Raw genomic sequence first — 16,048 nt, 5'->3', positions numbered from 1 at the left:
CCTGCGGCTTTAGACGCGAGCCTTGCGCACGCCTTGGGACAGCGCCGAACACAGACTCAACACGCCATCGATGGCCTGCTCAGGCGTATCGGCACTGGCGATGTGATCGATCAACGCCGAGCCCACCACCACACCGTCAGCCAGACGCGCGATGGCCGCAGCCTGCTCCGGTGTACGGATACCGAAGCCAATGCTGATCGGCAGGTCGGTATGCCGACGCAGACGCGCAACCGCCTCTTCCACGTGTTCCAGAGTCGCTGCACCGGCGCCGGTGACACCCGCGACCGACACGTAGTAGACAAAACCGGAACTACCGTTGAGCACACGCGGCAGGCGCGCGTCGTCGGTGGTCGGCGTGGTCAGGCGGATGAAGTCCAGGCCAGCAGCCTGCGCCGGGTCGCACAGCTCTTCGTTGTGCTCTGGTGGCATGTCGACCACGATCAGGCCATCGACGCCGGCATCCTTGGCTTCTGCGATAAAGCGCTCGACGCCGAATTTGTGGATCGGGTTGAAGTAACCCATCAACACCAGCGGCGTGTCGCTGTTGCCTTCACGGAATTCGCGAACCATTTGCAGGGTTTTCGCCAGATTCTGTTTGGCGCCCAGTGCGCGGATATTGGCCAGCTGGATCGCCGGGCCATCAGCCATCGGATCGGTGAACGGCATGCCCAGTTCGATCACGTCGGCACCTGCCGCCGGCAGGCCTTTGAGGATTGCCAGCGAAGTGTCGTAGTCAGGATCGCCAGCGGTGACAAAGGTCACCAGCGCGGCGCGGTTCTGTTGCTTGAGGTCGGCAAAGCGGGTTTGCAGGCGGCTCATCAGTGTTTCTCCTGCTGCGACTGTTGCATATGGTGCATTACGGTTTGCATGTCCTTGTCGCCACGGCCCGAGAGGTTGACCACCATCAGGTGATCCTTCGGCAGCTTCGGTGCGCGTTTGAACACTTCGGCCAGAGCGTGAGCGCTTTCCAGGGCAGGAATGATCCCTTCCAGACGGCAGCATTTGTGGAACGCTTCAAGCGCTTCGTCGTCGGTTACCGAGGTGTACTGGACGCGGCCGATGTCGTGCAACCAGGCGTGTTCAGGACCGATGCCCGGATAGTCGAGGCCGGCGGAGATCGAGTGGGCGTCGATGATCTGCCCATCGTCGTCCTGCAGCAGGAAAGTGCGGTTACCGTGCAGCACGCCCGGCACACCGCCGTTCAGGCTGGCCGCGTGCTTGCCGGTTTCGATGCCGTAACCGGCGGCTTCGACGCCGATGATCTCCACGCTCTTGTCATCGAGGAACGGGTGGAACAGGCCCATGGCGTTCGAACCGCCACCGATGCATGCCACCAGACTGTCCGGCAGACGACCTTCTTGAGCCTGCAGCTGATCGCGGGTTTCCTTGCCGATGACGGCCTGGAAGTCGCGGACCATTGCTGGATAAGGGTGTGGGCCGGCCACGGTGCCGATCAGGTAGAAGGTGTTGTCGACGTTGGTCACCCAGTCACGCAGGGCTTCGTTCATCGCGTCTTTCAGGGTGCCGGTGCCGGCCACAACCGGAATGACTTCAGCGCCCAGCAGCTTCATGCGGAAGACGTTGGCCTGCTGACGTTCGATGTCGGTGGTGCCCATGTAGATCACGCAATCGAGACCGAAACGCGCAGCAACGGTGGCCGTGGCCACGCCGTGCATGCCGGCGCCGGTCTCGGCGATGATGCGCTTCTTGCCCATGCGCCGCGCCAGCAGGATCTGGCCGATGCAGTTGTTGATCTTGTGCGCGCCGGTGTGATTCAGCTCTTCACGCTTGAGGTAGATCTTGGCGCCGCCGCAGAACTCGGTCAGGCGTTCGGCGAAATACAGCGGGCTCGGACGTCCGACGTAATCACGCTGGAAGTAGGCCAATTCTTCTTTGAATGCCGGATCTTCCTTGGCCGCTTCGTATTCGCGGGCCAGGTCGAGGATCAACGGCATCAGGGTTTCCGCTACATAACGGCCACCGAACGCACCGAACAGGCCGTTGGCGTCAGGGCCGTTACGCAGATCAGAAGTGTTCGAAGTCTGGGTCATGGGTCGCTCCAGGTGAATTCGGTCAGAAGACAATGACGACCACTCTACCCCTGACTTTCCAGGCTGAAAACCGATAAGATCGCCGCAACCTGTCAGGAAAACTCACAGATACCATGAGCCACGACCTTCCCCCGCTCAATGCCTTGCGCGCCTTCGAGGCCACCGCCCGTCTGAACAGCGTCAGTCAGGCTGCCGAGCAGCTGCATGTAACTCACGGCGCGGTCAGCCGCCAGCTGAAAGCGCTTGAAGAACATCTCGGCGTGAGCCTGTTCGTCAAGGACGGGCGCGGCTTGAAACTCACAGATGCCGGCGTGCGTCTGCGCGATGCCAGCGCAGAGGCGTTCGATCGCTTGCGAACTGTTTGTGCGGAATTGACCCAAAGCACTGCCGATGCGCCGTTCGTGCTTGGTTGTTCCGGGAGCCTGCTGGCGCGCTGGTTCATTCCGCGCCTGGGGCGGTTGAATGCCGATTTGCCTGATCTGCGACTGCACCTGTCGGCCGGTGAAGGCGATCTCGACCCTCGGCGCCCGGGACTCGATGCGCTATTGCTGTTCGCCGAGCCACCGTGGCCGGCCGATATGCAGGTCTACGAACTGGCGGCGGAACGCATCGGCCCGGTGATGAGCCCGTTATTCAGCGGTTATCAGAACCTGCACGACGCTCCTGGCGCAGAATTGCTCAAGCAGCCCTTGCTGCACACCACCTCTCGCCCGCAAGCCTGGCCCAGCTGGGCACAGCAAAACCACCTCGATTCCAAGGCGTTGAAGCTCGGGCAAGGTTTTGAGCATTTGTATTATTTGCTGGAGGCGGCTGTTGCAGGTCTCGGCGTGGCAATCGCACCGGAGCCGTTAGTAACTGAAGACCTGAAGGCGGGTCGCCTGGTTGCGCCGTGGGGCTTCTGCGAAACCCCGGCGCAACTGGCGTTGTGGCTACCCAAACGCGCCGCGGACGGGCGCGCCCGGCAACTGGCGCAGTGGCTCAAAAACGAGCTGCGCCAGCCTGATCACTCACCGCGCTTGAACAAAAAGTAGGCAGCGAGCAGACCGATTGCACCGACAGCCACACCAGCTGTGGTCCAAGGATGTTCCTGCGCGTAATCACGAGTGGCAATGCCGGTCTCGCGGGTTTTCACTTTGACTTCTTCGTACGCGTCGCTGAGCAGATGACGGGAATGTTTCAATGCACTTTCGGCATTGCTTTTCAGCGCCTTGAGGGTCTTGCGCGACTCGTCCGAAGCATCGTCTTTCAAGCTTTCCAACGATTTGAGCAGACTCTCGATCTCGGCTTCCATGCTTTGCAACGAGGCTTTACGTAAAGAGGTGTTGGCCATGGTGGCTCTCCTGCATTGGTGATGAGTGGCGTGTGTTGGTTGGGACTTCACCACTTCGAGAAAGTGCAGAAATTCTGAACTTCGGCAGCGCAGCGGCGCCGAAATCAACAGTGCAATTGCCTGCTAGGCTCAATTTCACACGCCATTCCAACCCAAGGAGAACGCCATGAGTGACCATCACACGTACAAGAAAGTCGAGCTGGTCGGTTCGTCCACCACCAGCATCGAAGACGCCATCAACAACGCACTGGCCGAAGCCAACAAAACCCTGCGCAATCTGGAATGGTTTGAAGTGACCGAAACCCGTGGCCACATCGAAAACGGCCAGGTGGCGCACTTTCAGGTAACGCTGAAAGTCGGCTTCAAGATTGCCGCCAGCTGAGTTTGAGCTAGTCTTCTGAACTTGCGCGCTGGCCGAGTGCCATAGGGAATGGCAAAGCGCTACAAGGTGAGCGCATCGGGTGGATGACCCGATGCCCGCCTCATTCAATCCGACCAGGGAGTGCGACCGATGAAGAAGTTCATGTTGGCAGTAGGTTTGTTGAGCCTTGCGGGTGGTGCGTTTGCAGCCGGCAAGCCTTGTGAAGAGCTGAAAAGCGAAATCGCCGCGAAGCTCGACGCCAAAGGCGTATCCGGTTATTCGCTGGAAGTTGTCGACAAGGGTGCGGCCGCTGATGGCGACGTCGTCGGCAGTTGCGAAGGCGGCAGCAAGGACATCGTCTACAAGCGAGGTTGATTGCGCCTGAAATACAAAAGCCGACGTGGATGCGTCGGCTTTTTTGTGGACGATGATTTTCCGGGTAGGAGCTGCGGGACGCTGCGATCTTTTGATCTTGATTTCAAATCATAATCAAAAGATCGCAGCCTCGTTGCACTCGACAGCTCCTGCAAGGGTTCGCGTTATCCCTTCATGACTTGGGCCAGCAATTCGTAGGAATGGATGCGATCGGCGTGTTCGTAAAGATCACTGGTGAAAATCAGCTCGTCCGCCTGGGTCTGCTCGATCAAAACCTCAAGCTTGGCGCGGATCTTCTGCGGGCCGCCGACCATGGCGAGACCGAGGAAATCGCCCACCGCTTCACGTTCATGGGGCAGCCACAGGCCGTCCATGGTTTTCACCGGCGGACGCTGCACCAGGCTCTGACCACGCATCAGCGCAAGAATGCGCTGGTACACCGACGTCGCCAGATAATCGGCTTGCTCATCGGTATCGGCGGCCACCAGCGGCACGCCGAGCATTACGTACGGTTTGTCGAGCACCGCCGACGGTTTGAAGTGATTGCGGTAGATGCGGATCGCCTCGTGCATGAAGCGCGGCGCGAAGTGCGAGGCGAAGGCGTAAGGCAAGCCGCGCTCACCCGCCAATTGCGCACTGAACAGGCTTGAGCCGAGCAGCCAGACCGGCACGTTGGTGCCGGTGCCGGGCATGGCGATCACCCGTTGTTCCGGAGTGCGCGGGCCGAGGTAGCGCATCAGTTCGGCAACGTCTTCAGGGAAGTCGTCAGCGCTGCCCGAGCGCTCACGGCGCAAGGCGCGGGCGGTCATCTGGTCAGAGCCGGGCGCGCGGCCCAGACCCAGGTCGATCCGTCCCGGGTACAGGCTCTCGAGGGTGCCGAACTGCTCGGCGATCACCAGCGGCGCATGGTTGGGCAGCATTACCCCGCCGGAACCGACGCGGATCGTCGACGTGCCTCCGGCCAGATAGCCGAGCAACACCGAAGTTGCCGAACTGGCGATGCCGTCCATGTTGTGATGTTCGGCGACCCAGAAGCGCGTGTAGCCGAATTTCTCGGCATGCTGCGCCAGGTCCAGCGAGTTGCGCAGCGATTGCGCCGCGCTGCCGTTTTCGCGCACTGGCACCAGGTCGAGGGTGGAAAATTTTACGTCGGACAGTTTTTTCATGAACCTGCATCTCCGGGTGGGGAGGCAGGTTTTTCTTGCGAGCGAAAACCTGCCAAATCCATAAGCGTGTTTTATGGAATGAGGGCATATACCCGAGATTCAATAGCAGCGGCGAAATTTCCTACTAAAAAAGTCAACGATTCAGCCAGGCTGAACTTTGTTCCGCCGTCTATCCTCAGAAGCCTTGCTAGTAAAAACCGCGAAGGCGCGGCGTCCCGCGCCACATTTGAGGAGGCAGACATGGCTATCGTGAAAAAGGCATCGGCGCATTGGGAAGGCGATCTGAAAACCGGTCTCGGCTCGATCTCCACCGAAACCGGCGTACTGCGCGAAGCGCCGTACGGCTTCAAGGCGCGCTTTGAAGGCGGCAAGGGTACCAATCCGGAAGAACTGATCGGCGCGGCCCACGCCGGCTGCTTTTCCATGGCGTTTTCGATGATTCTCGGCGATGCCGGCCTGAAGGCAGACAGCATCGACACCAACGCTGAAGTCACCCTCGATCAGGTTGACGGCGGCTTCGCAATCACTGCGGTAAAGCTGATTCTCAAGGCGAAGATTCCAGGCGCAACTCAGCAGCAGTTTGAAGAACTGAGCAACAAGGCCAAGGAAGGTTGCCCGGTTTCCAAAGTGCTGAACGCGAAGATCACCCTCGAGGCTTCGCTGGTCAGCTGATTCGGCGTTTGCCGGGCTGACGCCTTCGCGAGCAGGCTCGCTCCCACAGGGGATTTGTGCACGGCGCAGATCCCCTGTGGGAGCGAGCCTGCTCGCGAACGCAGTCTCGAAACCAGCTCAGCGGCCGGCAATTAATACAAGGTGTGAGCAAAGTCAGAACCCGCTCTGCAGAATTGTGGTCGAATAATCGACAGCAGCTTCAGCGCACACCCGTGCGCGCTGCCTCAAGGAGCTTCATCGATGAAACGTATTGGCTTGGCGATCCTTTGCAGTGCACTGGCCACTTCCGCTTTCGCAGCCCCCAAGAAGTGCGAAGAGCTCAGAAAGGAAATCGAGGTTAAAATTCAGGCGAAAGCGGTCCCAACGTACACCCTGGAAATCATCACGGCGGAGGAGGCGAAGCAGCATGACTCGGCCATGATCGTCGGTACTTGCGAGAACGGCACCAAGCGAATCATCTATCAGAAAAACGATAGCTGATTGCCTATCACGGCACGCAATTGATCTGCCGCTCGTTGGCAACGATCTGCCCCTGACGATTGATCAAGCGTGCACTTGGCGTGAAGGCCAGCGATCGGGCCTCAAGGCGGTAACGCTGCCCGGCCTCGAAGTATTCATAGGGCACGGTCATGTAACATAGCCGCTCTTGCGGATCGGTATCCATGCCCTGACCACCCCCGAATACTTCGAAGTCAAAGCGCACGGTGAGCTCATGACCACCGGGCGTCACCTGAAAAAACCGTCCGTCGCGCAAGCGCTGTTTATCCAGGCGCTCGGCCATCAGCACTTTGCCGCCGGGGGTAGGCATGGCGAAGTCGACCCAGGCTTTGTCTGGATCGGCCGCCGGCAACGGGCTCTGACAACCGGCGAGCACACTGGCGGCCAGCAATGTCGTCAACTTGCGCATGATCGATATCCTTAGACGGGATTTCCAGCATAGCGCCGATCAACTGCTCTGACAGCCCGCCGGTGTGCCCTGACCGACAACCTTGCGCTGTTCGTCATACAGCTTGGCCCAAGGCCGGAAGCCGATGCTGCCCGCCTGCAACTGATAGCGCTGGCCGGCGTTGAAGTCCTTGAATTTCACGCTCATCTGGCAATCGCGCCACAACGGTTCGGAATTCGGGCCGATATTGGTGGCCTCCACCGGGAATTGATAGCGCACCTTCAGCTCATGGCTGCCGGGCTGCACTTCGAAATAGCGTTTGTCGATGGCCTGGGTGGCATCGACTTGAACGGCTTGCAGCGCCGTGTCGTGTTGGCGAGCGTCAAGATCGATCCAGGCTTGCGAGGGGTCGGGGTCGGGCATTCCGAATCCGGCACAACCGGCCAGCGTCAGCAGGCCTCCTGTCAGCATGAACATGCGCATAGCGGTGCTCCTTGAGGCGGGATAGTCTTGGGGCAGACTTTCCGGGGAATTTCTTATTTTGATCAGGCCGTTTTCCAGCCTTGGGTTACTTGATCGCGTTTTTCCGATTTTGTTTCCGGGTGTGTTGTTTTTGTTGCTCAACGGTTGCGCCAGCGTCAGCTATTACAGCCAGCTCGCCAGCGGCCAATTGCAATTGCTGCGCGCCCGGGAGCCGGTGGAGAAGGTCATTGCCGACCCCAGCCGCGATGCCAAATTGCGCGCGCATCTGGCTCAATCACAAAAGGCCCGTACCTTTGCCAGCGAGCATCTGCATTTGCCGGATAACCAGAGCTATCGCCTGTACGCCGATATCCATCGCCCCTACGTGGTGTGGAATGTGTTCGCTACTCAAGAGTTCTCCCTGACACCGCAGAATCACTGCTTCCCGATTGCCGGCTGCGTGGCCTATCGCGGCTACTACAGCCAGAGCGCCGCCCGTGGCGAAGCGGCGATTCAACGTTTGCAGGGTATGGATGTGTCGATCGGCGGGGTCGAAGCGTACTCGACGCTTGGATGGTTCAATGACCCGATCCTCAATTCGATGATGGGCTGGGGCGATGAGCGACTGGCCACGCTGATCTTTCATGAGCTGGCGCACCAGAAGTTCTATGTGAAGGACGACACCGAATTCAACGAGTCATTTGCCACGTTTGTCGAGCAGGAAGGTACGCGGCAATGGCGCGCCTTTCGCGGGCTACCGGCAGAGTCGGATGCGAGGCTCAAGCAGCGTGACCAATTCATCGAACTGGTACTCGCCACGCGCTCACGACTGGAGAAGCTGTATGCGCAGCCGCTGTCGGTTGAGCAAATGCGTGAGCACAAAGCAGCTGAATTCGAGCGCTTGCGCCGGGAGTATCAGGCAACGCGCGACAGTCAGTGGGCCGGGGACAAGCGCTATGACGCCTGGGTCAATGCGCCGCTGAACAATGCGCGGTTGTTGCCGTTCGGGCTGTATGACCAGTGGGTGCCGGCGTTTGCGGCGCTGTTCAGGCAGGTGGGTGGGGATTGGCTGAGGTTCTATGCCGAGGTTGAGCGGTTGGGGCGATTGCCGGTTGATGAGCGTAAGGCGGCTTTGAGGGCCTTGGCAGTTCCTGAGTCCACCAGCGGCTGAACGGGCCTCATCGCTGGCAAGCCAGCTCCCACAGGGACAGCGGTGAGCCTGAAGAATCGCTAACCTGTGGGAGCTGGCTTGCCAGCGATAGCCATCTGCTCAGCGCTGCAAAAAAGCCTGATGCAACGCATTCAAAGTTTCGAAGTGATAAGCCGGCGATTCGGCGTTCAATTCCTCGAAGCTGCCAAACCCATAGCCCACCGCCGCCGCATCCAGGCCGTTGCTGCGGGCGCCGATCAGGTCATGCTTGCGATCACCGATCATCAGGGTCTGTGCCGGGTTCAGGCGTTCTTCCTCAAGCAGGTGCGCAATCAGCTCAACCTTGTTGGTCCGCGTGCCGTCCAGCTCGCTGCCGTAGATCACTTTGAAGTGGCGGGCGAAGTCGAAGTGCCGGGCGATCTCGCGGGCGAACACCCACGGTTTGGACGTTGCGATGTACAACTGCCGCCCCTGCCCGCTCAAGGTTTCCAGCAACGGCGTCACCCCGTCGAACACCCGATTCTCGTAGAGCCCGGTGACCTTGAAGCGCTCACGGTAGAAATTCACCGCTTCCCAGGCCTTGGCCTCGTCGAAGTCGTAAAACTGCATGAACGCTTGCAGCAGCGGCGGGCCGATGAAGTGTTCAAGTTTGCTCAGGTCCGGCTCGTCGATGCCGAGATTGGCCAAGGCAAATTGAATTGAGCGGGTGATGCCCTCACGCGGGTCGGTCAGGGTGCCATCGAGGTCGAACAGTACAGTCTGGTAGTGCATGGAAATTCCCGAGCAGGTGTAAGGCGATTCAGAGCTGGTCGTAGCCTTCGGCCAGATGCAGGTCCTTGAGCTTGACGTAATTCGCCGCGCTGTAGGTGAAGAAGGCGTTTTCCTTTTCGGTCAGCGGGCGCACTTGCTTGACCGGGCTGCCGACATACAGGAAGCCGCTCTGCAGACGCTTGCCCGGCGGCACCAGGCTGCCGGCGCCGATGATCACATCGTCCTCGACCACGGCGCCGTCCATGACGATGCTGCCCATGCCGATCAATACGCGGCTGCCAACGGTGCAGCCGTGCAGCATGACCTTGTGGGCGATGGTCACATCATCGCCGATCAGCAAGGGAAAACCGTCCGGGTTGAACGGGCCGGCGTGGGTGATGTGCAGCACACAGCCGTCCTGCACGCTGGTGCGCGCACCGATGCGGATGCGGTGCATGTCGCCACGGATCACCGTCAGCGGCCAGACCGAGCTGTCTGCGCCAATTTCGACGTCGCCGATCACCACCGCCGAACCGTCGACGAATGCGCCGTTGCTCAAGCGGGGGGTGTGATTCTGATATTTGCGAAGGGACACGATTAGTTCTCTCTCTGTCGCCGATAGCTGCGGTGAGTGTCGATTGTAATTAAGATGGGCGCATGTTTCTTCCAGCCAAGGTGCCAACCGTGAGCGTGAACAACCCTCTTTTGCAGTCCTACGACCTGCCGCCGTTCTCCACGATCCGTGCCGAACACGTCCTGCCCGCCATCGAAACCATCCTCGCGGACAACCGCGCCGCCATCGCCGAGATCCTCAAGACCCAGGGCAAGAACCCGACCTGGGCCGGTCTGGTGCTGGCGATGGACGAACTCAACGATCGCCTCGGTGCGGCATGGAGCCCGGTCAGCCATCTTAACGCCGTGTGCAACAGCGCCGAATTGCGTGAAGCCTACGAGTCGTGCCTGCCGGCTCTGAGCGCCTACTCCACCGAGATGGGCCAGAACCGCGAACTGTTCCAGGCGTATGAGGCGTTGGCCAACAGTCCGGAAGCTGCCAGTTTCGACGTCGCGCAAAAAACCATTCTGGAACACGCCCTGCGCGATTTCCGCCTGTCGGGTATCGACCTGCCGGAAGCCGAGCAGAAACGTTACGCCGAAGTGCAGAGCAAGCTGTCCGAGCTCGGCAGCCGCTTCTCCAACCAATTGCTCGACGCCACTCAGGCGTGGACCAAACACATTACCGATGAAGCCGCCCTCGCCGGCCTGACCGATTCGGCCAAGGCGCAAATGGCTGCCGCCGCCCAGGCCAAAGGTCTGGATGGCTGGTTGATCACTCTGGAATTCCCCAGCTATTACGCGGTGATGACCTACGCGCAAGACCGCGCGCTGCGCGAAGAAGTCTACGCCGCCTACTGCACCCGTGCCTCGGATCAAGGCCCGAATGCCGGGCAGAACGACAACGGCCCGGTGATGGAAGAGATCCTCGACCTGCGCCAGGAACTGGCCCGACTGCTGGGCTTCGCCAGTTTCGCCGAGCTGAGCCTGGCGACGAAAATGGCCGAATCCAGCGATCAGGTGCTGAGCTTTCTGCGCGATCTGGCCCAGCGCAGCAAGCCGTTCGCCGCGCAGGATCTGCAACAACTGCGCGCTTACGCCGCCGAACAGGGCTGCGCCGATCTGCAAAGCTGGGACAGCGGTTTCTACGGTGAAAAACTTCGCGAGCAGCGTTACAGCGTTGCTCAGGAAACCCTGCGTGCCTACTTCCCGATCGATAAAGTCCTGAGCGGCCTGTTCGCCATCGTTCAGCGTTTGTACGGTATCGAGATCGCCGAGCAGAAAGGCTTCGACACCTGGCATCCGGACGTCCGCCTGTTCGAGATCAAGGAAAACGGCCAGCACGTCGGCCGCTTCTTCTTCGACCTGTATGCCCGTGCCAACAAGCGTGGCGGCGCATGGATGGACGGCGCCCGCGACCGTCGTCGCACCGTCGACGGCGTGCTGCAAAGCCCGGTGGCCAATCTGGTGTGCAACTTCACCCCGGCCGACAGCGGCAAGCCTGCGCTGCTGACCCACGATGAAGTGACCACGCTGTTCCACGAGTTTGGCCACGGCCTGCATCACCTGCTGACCCGCGTCGAACACGCTGGCGTATCCGGCATCAATGGCGTGGCCTGGGATGCGGTCGAGCTGCCAAGCCAGTTCATGGAAAACTGGTGCTGGGAGCCGGAAGGCCTCGCTCTGATCTCCGGCCACTACGAGACCGGCGAGCCACTACCGCAGGACCTGCTGGAAAAAATGCTCGCGGCGAAGAATTTCCAGTCCGGGCTGATGATGGTGCGTCAGCTGGAGTTTTCGCTGTTCGACTTCGAACTGCACGCCACCCACGGCGATGGCCGCAGCGTGGCGCAAGTGCTCGATGGCGTGCGTGACGAGGTGTCGGTCATGCGTCCACCGGCTTACAACCGCTTCCCCAACAGTTTCGCGCACATTTTTGCCGGTGGTTACGCAGCCGGTTACTACAGCTACAAGTGGGCCGAAGTGTTGTCCGCCGATGCCTTCTCGAAATTCGAGGAGGACGGCGTGCTCAACGCTGAAACCGGTCGTGCGTTCCGCGAAGCGATTCTGGCGCGCGGCGGCTCGCAGGCACCGATGGTGCTGTTCGTCGACTTCCGTGGCCGTGAGCCATCGATCGACGCGCTGCTGCGCCACAGCGGTCTGAGTGAGGACGCGGCAGCATGAGCGACGGCCCACTGATCACCAAGAAGCGCTTCATCGCCGGGGCGGTCTGCCCGGCGTGCAGCGAGCCGGACAAGTTGATGATGTGGAACGAAGACGGCGTGCCGCACCGCGAATGCGTGGCCTGCGGTTACTCCGACACGCTCAACGAGCAAGGCCTGTCGGTGCCCAAAGAGCTGGGCACGCGGGTCAATACCAGCGCGCTGAAGCCTGCCGCCGACAAAAAGGTTCAGGCCGTGCAGTTCTTCCCCAACCCGAAGTTGAAGAAAAAGCCCGACGAGCAACAATGACAACGACCGCTGCCTGCCGATCATCGTCGGCAGGTGGCGGTATCTATCCACCACCTTGCCCCTGCGCTTCCTGATTAGGCTGGCCGATCCAGCCCTCTCTCACGGAAGACGCCATGCCTGATACCAATCCACTTTTACAACATTGGCAGTTGCCGCCCTGGGCGGCGATACGCGCCGAACATCTGCTGCCAGCAGTCGAGCGCATCGTTGCCGACAACCTGCTGATCATCGAAAACGTCATCGCCACTCAGGTCGATCATCCCAACTGGGACGACGTGGTAATTGCCATCGATGAAGCCGATGCGCGCCTGGATGAAACCATGGCGATCATCGAATTCCTCTCGATCAGTCATGCCGATGAGCCCCAGTGGTTGATGCAGGAAGCCCTGAGTACGCACGCCGCGCAGCGTTACAAGACTGCGAAGGCCGGCAATCGACAGTTGCTCCAGGTTTATCAACGATTGGCACAGAGCTCCATAGCCGCCAGCTTCAGTGATGCACGCAAAGCCTCGCTGGCGAAAATCCTGCGCCGGTTTCACTTGGCCGGCAGTGAATTGTCGAGTGCGCAGCGCAAGGATCTGGCGCGATTGAACGGCGAAATCGATCTGCTGGAAAAGCGCTTCATGAGCAACCTCAAATCGGTCAACGCGGCATGGAGCAAGGACATCGACGATGCCGCGCTGTTGGCGGGACTGCCGGCCGAAACGCGGGCGCATCTGGCCGCCAATGCCGACAAGGCCGGCCTGCCCGGGTGGCGGCTGACCCTGGATCAGAACACTTACCAACAGGTCATGAGGCGGGCACAACACCGCGGACTGCGCGAGGAGTATTTCAAAGCCTGGTGCACCCGCGCTTCGGATCAGGGGCCACAGGCCGGTCGCTTCGATAACGGGCCGGTTTTGCAGACGCTGCTGGCCGCACGTCATGCCAAAGCCCGGCTCTTGGGTTTTGACAACTTTGCCCATCTGCGCCTGCACAACCGGATGGCTACCGGCACCGATCAGGTTGGCCGTTTTCTGCGCCAGCAGATCGCCCGCAATGCCGTGTCACTGGCGGGCGAGACCGATGATTTGCAGGCCTTGGCCCGCGAGCACGGGGTTGAACAGCTAGAAGCGTGGGATCACGATTTCCTCGCCGAGCAATTACGCCTGAAGCAGTCCGGCGGCACGGAGCAGGACCTGCGCGAGTTCTTCGCGCTGCAAGCCACACTGCACAGCCTCTGCCGTTTCAGCGAGCATATGTTCGATATCAGCATCAGCGAAAATACCGTCCACGAGCGTTTCGCAGAAAATGTACGCCTGTTCGAAATCAGCGAGCGTCAGCAACCGGTTGGTTACATCTACATCGACCCGTTCCACCGCGACGCGGGCAACGACTATGCCTGGACCGGTGTACTGCGCAATCGACGGATCACCGCCGAAGGCCGACCATTACTGCCGATTGCCTCGCTTCAATGCAATTACCCGGCAGCGGAAAACGGGCAACCCTACCTGCTGGATCCGCAGGATCTGCGTGTTCTGCTGCACGAATTCGGCCATTGCCTGCATCATGTGCTGACGCGTTCGCCGCATTACAACCTGTCCGGCATTTCGCATCTGAGCCGCGACGCTGCCGAGTTTGTCGGGCAACTGTTCGAAAAATGGGCGTTATCCGGGCAATTCCTGCGCTGGCTGGGTACGCATCACCAGAGCGGTGAGCGTCTGTCCGAAGCGCAGGCCAATACCGCGTTTTCCGCCACAGGCATCCAGCGCAGCCGGGAGACGGCAATGCTGTTGCTGAACGCGCTGGTCGACTTCGAACTGCACCGCTGTCACGGTGACGGTCGCACTGTTCAGCAAGTAGTCGAGGATGTGCAAAGTGAGTTCGCGCACCTGTCCATCCCGGCCTACTGCCGCTTCGCCAACAGCTGCGATTATCTGGTTACCGGTTATGAGGCTTCGCTGTACGCCTACAAATGGTCGGGTGTGCTGGCGAGCGAGGCGTTCAAGCGCTTCGAACGTGAAGGTCTGTTCAACGAACAGACGGGCCGCGACATGCGCGAACACCTGCTCTCGGGGGACAGACAGGCACTGCCCGCCGCACTGCAAGCCTTTCTCGGAAAACCCATCGACAGCGCACTGTTTCCTGCGCCAGCCGATTGAACTGATCAACGCTGAACGTGGGCCGAGTCGAACCAGCTCTTCATCGAACACATGGCGAATGCACTGGTGCTGCATTCGCCATTGATCAGGGCTTCGTGCAACCGATCAACATCGGCCTGCATCACGTAGCGCACGCTGTCGTGGAAATGCTGACTGTCACCAAAACCGCCCTCGGTCATTTCCTTGAGCGCCTGCTCTTTGCTCCAGCCCTGCACCACCACCCGGTACATCGCCGCCATCAGACCGGTGCGGTCAGAACCGTGCTTGCAGTGCATGAGCACCGGGCCGTCGGCTTCGGCGGACTGAATCGCGCGCAGAGCCTTGAGCACATCGCTGTCGTCGACGTGGTTGGTGCGATACGGCAGTTGCACCTGCTTGATGCCCGGCGCGGAGAGCCAGTCGCTATCAGCGTCAGGCAGGAAGTTGATTACGGTGACGACATGCAGATCGTTCAACAGCGGCACCGCACTGCGGCTGGGCAAGGCGCTGCGATACAGCGTCGGTGACATGCGGAACAGGTTGAACTGCGCCTCTACCGGTTGCGCCCACTCGGCCGGGCGAGATGGCGTGGCGTCGGCCGCCCGGGCGGCAATGCCATGCAACAGTGCAACAAGCGAGAAACATAACGCGGGGAAAAAGCGCACTCGATACATGCTGGGCTGACCGTTTCGGCAATCTTCATGGGAGGAATTGCAGCTTCGCTTTTGAGCGGTCAACGCGCCGTGAGCCGGTCGTCAAAGAAACGTGAATCGGCGCCTCGCCGGGCTTTTTTCCGGGAAAACGGTTTTTCTTGATGCTTAGCCTGCTACCATTTGTCACATGATGTTGCAGAGGGATCGGCCTTTACCCGACCGAACCCTGATCGTCGCAACGCAAAATTCCTCGAGCTGCTCGCAGAAGCGGCTGACTTCTATGCCTGATGAGGTGCCCCCCATGTCTGATCAAGATCGAGACAACCCGCGGCGTGAGTTCTTGCGCAAATCCCTGACCCTGATTCCGGTGGTCACGCTTGCCGGTACCGGCCTGGGCAGCAGCGTGCTGCAAGCCGCACCTGAAAGTACACCGGCGCCGGCCGCAGCAAAACCTGCCGCTGTTGGCGCGGGTGATTATCAGCCGAGCTTTTTCACCGCCGAAGAATGGGCATTCATCAACGCCGCCGTCGCCCAGTTGATCCCCAACGACGCACAAGGCCCCGGTGCCCTCGAAGCCGGCGTGCCGGAATACATCGACCGGCAGATGAACACCCCGTACGCCGCCGGTGCCCTGTGGTACATGCAAGGCCCGTTCAATGCCGACGCGGCACCGGAGATGGGCTGGCAGAGCAAACTGGTGCCCAAAGACATCTATCGCCTCGGCATCGCCGCCACGGATCAGTGGGTAAAAGGTCTGAGCGGTAAAACATTTGCCGAGCAAGACAGCGCTACCCGAGACGATTTGCTCAAGCAACTGGAAGCCGGCAAACCGCAGTTCGACGCGGTGCCGGCGAAGATTTTCTTCAATCTGCTGCTGCAAAACACCAAGGAAGGTTTCTTCTGCGACCCGATCCACGGTGGCAATAAAGGCATGGTCGGCTGGACCATGATCGGTTTCCCCGGCGCCCGCGCCGATTTCATGGATTGGGTGGAACGCAACGAGCAATACCCCTTCCCGGCAGTGTCGATTCGCGGCGAGAGGGCGTAAG

19 protein-coding genes are annotated in these 16,048 nt (G+C 60.2%); 10 read left to right on the top strand and 9 right to left on the bottom strand.

The features are described from left to right. Positions 1-9: 9 nt before the first annotated feature. Complete coding sequence (gene trpA, locus AB4N73_RS22345; RefSeq protein WP_016772301.1) at positions 10-819, bottom strand: tryptophan synthase subunit alpha; 810 nt, start codon at positions 817-819, stop codon at positions 10-12. Then, the gene (gene trpB / locus AB4N73_RS22340; RefSeq protein ID WP_016772302.1) at positions 819-2,051 is read right to left on the bottom strand and encodes a tryptophan synthase subunit beta; all 1,233 of its coding nucleotides are present in this window, start codon (positions 2,049-2,051) and stop codon (positions 819-821) included. Before trpB ends, trpA begins: the two co-directional genes overlap by 1 nt. 113 nt (positions 2,052-2,164) lie before the next feature. Here trpB and AB4N73_RS22335 point away from each other — a divergent pair, with 113 nt between their 5' ends. Beyond that, positions 2,165-3,082, top strand: coding sequence for a LysR family transcriptional regulator (locus tag AB4N73_RS22335; protein ID WP_252877202.1), 918 nt, complete (start codon positions 2,165-2,167; stop codon positions 3,080-3,082). Here the strand turns inward: AB4N73_RS22335 and AB4N73_RS22330 are convergent. Continuing rightward, positions 3,055-3,381: an ElaB/YgaM/YqjD family protein gene (locus tag AB4N73_RS22330; RefSeq protein ID WP_039757078.1), complete on the bottom strand. Its 327-nt coding sequence runs from the start codon at positions 3,379-3,381 to the stop codon at positions 3,055-3,057. The two genes, AB4N73_RS22335 and AB4N73_RS22330, sit on opposite strands and share 28 nt — an antisense overlap. A gap of 166 nt (positions 3,382-3,547) precedes the next feature. Here AB4N73_RS22330 and AB4N73_RS22325 point away from each other — a divergent pair, with 166 nt between their 5' ends. Both AB4N73_RS22325 and AB4N73_RS22320 read left to right on the top strand, forming a co-directional pair. After that, positions 3,548-3,763, top strand: coding sequence for a dodecin (locus AB4N73_RS22325; RefSeq protein WP_016772305.1), 216 nt, complete (start codon positions 3,548-3,550; stop codon positions 3,761-3,763). A 129-nt stretch (positions 3,764-3,892) separates the two neighbouring features. Further along, positions 3,893-4,117, top strand: a complete 225-nt coding sequence (locus AB4N73_RS22320) for a DUF1161 domain-containing protein (RefSeq protein ID WP_071173980.1) — start codon at positions 3,893-3,895, stop codon at positions 4,115-4,117. A 164-nt stretch (positions 4,118-4,281) separates the two neighbouring features. On the opposite strand, the gene AB4N73_RS22315 is transcribed toward AB4N73_RS22320, so the two are convergent. Then, positions 4,282-5,283, bottom strand: a complete 1,002-nt coding sequence (locus AB4N73_RS22315; RefSeq protein WP_056791299.1) for an LLM class flavin-dependent oxidoreductase — start codon at positions 5,281-5,283, stop codon at positions 4,282-4,284. 240 nt (positions 5,284-5,523) lie between these two features. Here AB4N73_RS22315 and AB4N73_RS22310 point away from each other — a divergent pair, with 240 nt between their 5' ends. Next, complete coding sequence (locus tag AB4N73_RS22310) at positions 5,524-5,955, top strand: OsmC family protein (RefSeq protein WP_016772308.1); 432 nt, start codon at positions 5,524-5,526, stop codon at positions 5,953-5,955. Between the two features lie 240 nt (positions 5,956-6,195). Next, positions 6,196-6,435, top strand: coding sequence for a DUF1161 domain-containing protein (locus AB4N73_RS22305; protein WP_252887086.1), 240 nt, complete (start codon positions 6,196-6,198; stop codon positions 6,433-6,435). 7 nt (positions 6,436-6,442) lie between these two features. Here the strand turns inward: AB4N73_RS22305 and AB4N73_RS22300 are convergent, their stop codons facing one another. Both AB4N73_RS22300 and AB4N73_RS22295 read right to left on the bottom strand, forming a co-directional pair. Then, positions 6,443-6,862: a PA0061/PA0062 family lipoprotein gene (locus AB4N73_RS22300; RefSeq protein ID WP_460142558.1), complete on the bottom strand. Its 420-nt coding sequence runs from the start codon at positions 6,860-6,862 to the stop codon at positions 6,443-6,445. 39 nt (positions 6,863-6,901) lie between these two features. After that, entirely contained in the window at positions 6,902-7,324 is a 423-nt protein-coding gene (locus AB4N73_RS22295; protein WP_460142557.1) for a PA0061/PA0062 family lipoprotein, read from the bottom strand. 58 nt (positions 7,325-7,382) lie between these two features. Here AB4N73_RS22295 and AB4N73_RS22290 point away from each other — a divergent pair, with 58 nt between their 5' ends. After that, positions 7,383-8,474, top strand: a complete 1,092-nt coding sequence (locus AB4N73_RS22290) for an aminopeptidase (RefSeq protein ID WP_252887084.1) — start codon at positions 7,383-7,385, stop codon at positions 8,472-8,474. Positions 8,475-8,573: 99 nt separating this feature from the next. Here the strand turns inward: AB4N73_RS22290 and AB4N73_RS22285 are convergent, their stop codons facing one another. Then, the gene (locus AB4N73_RS22285) at positions 8,574-9,224 is read right to left on the bottom strand and encodes an HAD family hydrolase (protein WP_252887083.1); all 651 of its coding nucleotides are present in this window, start codon (positions 9,222-9,224) and stop codon (positions 8,574-8,576) included. A 28-nt stretch (positions 9,225-9,252) separates the two neighbouring features. After that, entirely contained in the window at positions 9,253-9,798 is a 546-nt protein-coding gene (locus tag AB4N73_RS22280; protein ID WP_150637331.1) for a gamma carbonic anhydrase family protein, read from the bottom strand. An 89-nt stretch (positions 9,799-9,887) separates the two neighbouring features. On the opposite strand from AB4N73_RS22280, the gene prlC reads away from it, so the two are divergent. From prlC to AB4N73_RS22265, 3 genes are all read left to right on the top strand, one after another. Then, positions 9,888-11,939, top strand: a complete 2,052-nt coding sequence (prlC, locus tag AB4N73_RS22275) for an oligopeptidase A (RefSeq protein WP_460142556.1) — start codon at positions 9,888-9,890, stop codon at positions 11,937-11,939. Then, entirely contained in the window at positions 11,936-12,226 is a 291-nt protein-coding gene (locus AB4N73_RS22270) for a YheV family putative zinc ribbon protein (RefSeq protein ID WP_095182278.1), read from the top strand. The genes prlC and AB4N73_RS22270 overlap by 4 nt, the downstream gene beginning before the upstream one ends. Positions 12,227-12,339: 113 nt before the next feature. Then, positions 12,340-14,367, top strand: coding sequence for a M3 family metallopeptidase (locus AB4N73_RS22265; protein ID WP_460142555.1), 2,028 nt, complete (start codon positions 12,340-12,342; stop codon positions 14,365-14,367). Positions 14,368-14,372: 5 nt separating this feature from the next. Here the strand turns inward: AB4N73_RS22265 and AB4N73_RS22260 are convergent, their stop codons facing one another. Continuing rightward, positions 14,373-15,020, bottom strand: coding sequence for a phosphatase domain-containing protein (locus tag AB4N73_RS22260; protein ID WP_256807407.1), 648 nt, complete (start codon positions 15,018-15,020; stop codon positions 14,373-14,375). Positions 15,021-15,300: 280 nt separating this feature from the next. Between AB4N73_RS22260 and AB4N73_RS22255 the strand changes: the two genes are divergently transcribed. Then, positions 15,301-16,047 carry a gluconate 2-dehydrogenase subunit 3 family protein gene (locus AB4N73_RS22255; protein WP_095182280.1) on the top strand — a complete coding sequence of 249 codons (747 nt, stop codon included), beginning with the start codon at positions 15,301-15,303 and terminating at the stop codon, positions 16,045-16,047. Position 16,048 lies beyond the last annotated feature (1 nt).

Source organism: Pseudomonas sp. S3_B08 (assembly GCF_054667725.1).
Note: the sequence above shows the minus strand (reverse complement) of the source record. Positions and strands in the feature narration are given on the sequence as shown.